This window comes from Oleiphilus sp. HI0086 (assembly GCF_001635225.1).
In genome coordinates, this window is record NZ_LWFZ01001176.1 from 1 (window position 1) to 865 (window position 865).

An 865-nucleotide genomic window follows, 5' to 3' on the forward strand; every position below is an offset into this window, starting at 1 on the left:
GCAGCGGTGGAGGCTGACAATAAGGAGTTTTTCTCACAATGAACTCTATATACTCGGCTCTAGTCCAGCAAGCTCAACACTTGCTGGACGTTATTTATCATGACATCGAACTAAACGAGAGCACCGCCTCTCTAACAGATAGCGCGCTTAAGGAAATGAGGCTAGATACTAGCTGCCAGACACCAGGGGATCACCAGACATTATGGGATCAATCAACAACGTGCATGATTACTTATGGCGACACATTTCTTGTCGATGGGGAAAAACCTCTCCATACACTCAAGCACTTTCTTGACGAGCACTGTGAAAGCACCATTAATTCAGTTCATATCCTGCCTTTTTTCCCCTATAGCTCAGACGATGGCTTTGCGGTCATGGATTTTTCAAGCGTTAATGAAGCCTTAGGCGATTGGCCCGATATCCAGGACATCGCCAGCCACTATAAGCTTATGAGTGATCTGGTGATTAACCATTGCTCTAGCCGTAGTGTCTGGTTTCAGAACTTTATTAAAGCCGAAGGCCCTGGACACGATTACTTTTTTACCGAAGACCCGGAAACAGACCTAAGCGCTGTCGTTAGGCCCAGAACAAGCCCACTACTTAGAAAAACTGAAACGCCTTACGGCACGCAACACGTATGGTGTACCTTTAGTCATGATCAGGTCGACTTCGATTTCAGAAACCCTCGGGTATTACTGCAATTCATCAAGATCATTAGACACTACCTCGATATGGGCGTTCGAGTATTTCGCCTGGATGCTATTGCCTTTCTATGGAAGCGTGCCGGTACTAGCAGTATCAATCTGGAAGAAACACATAACGTCGTTCGCCTGCTTCGTTTGTTAATCGAACATGCTCAGCCCGA

General features: G+C 46.2%; 1 protein-coding gene. It reads left to right on the forward strand.

Translation table 11 applies throughout. The features are described from left to right. Positions 1-38: 38 nt before the first annotated feature. On the forward strand, positions 39-865 hold an 827-nt coding region (locus A3756_RS20520; RefSeq protein WP_255376529.1), incomplete at its 3' end, for an alpha-amylase family glycosyl hydrolase.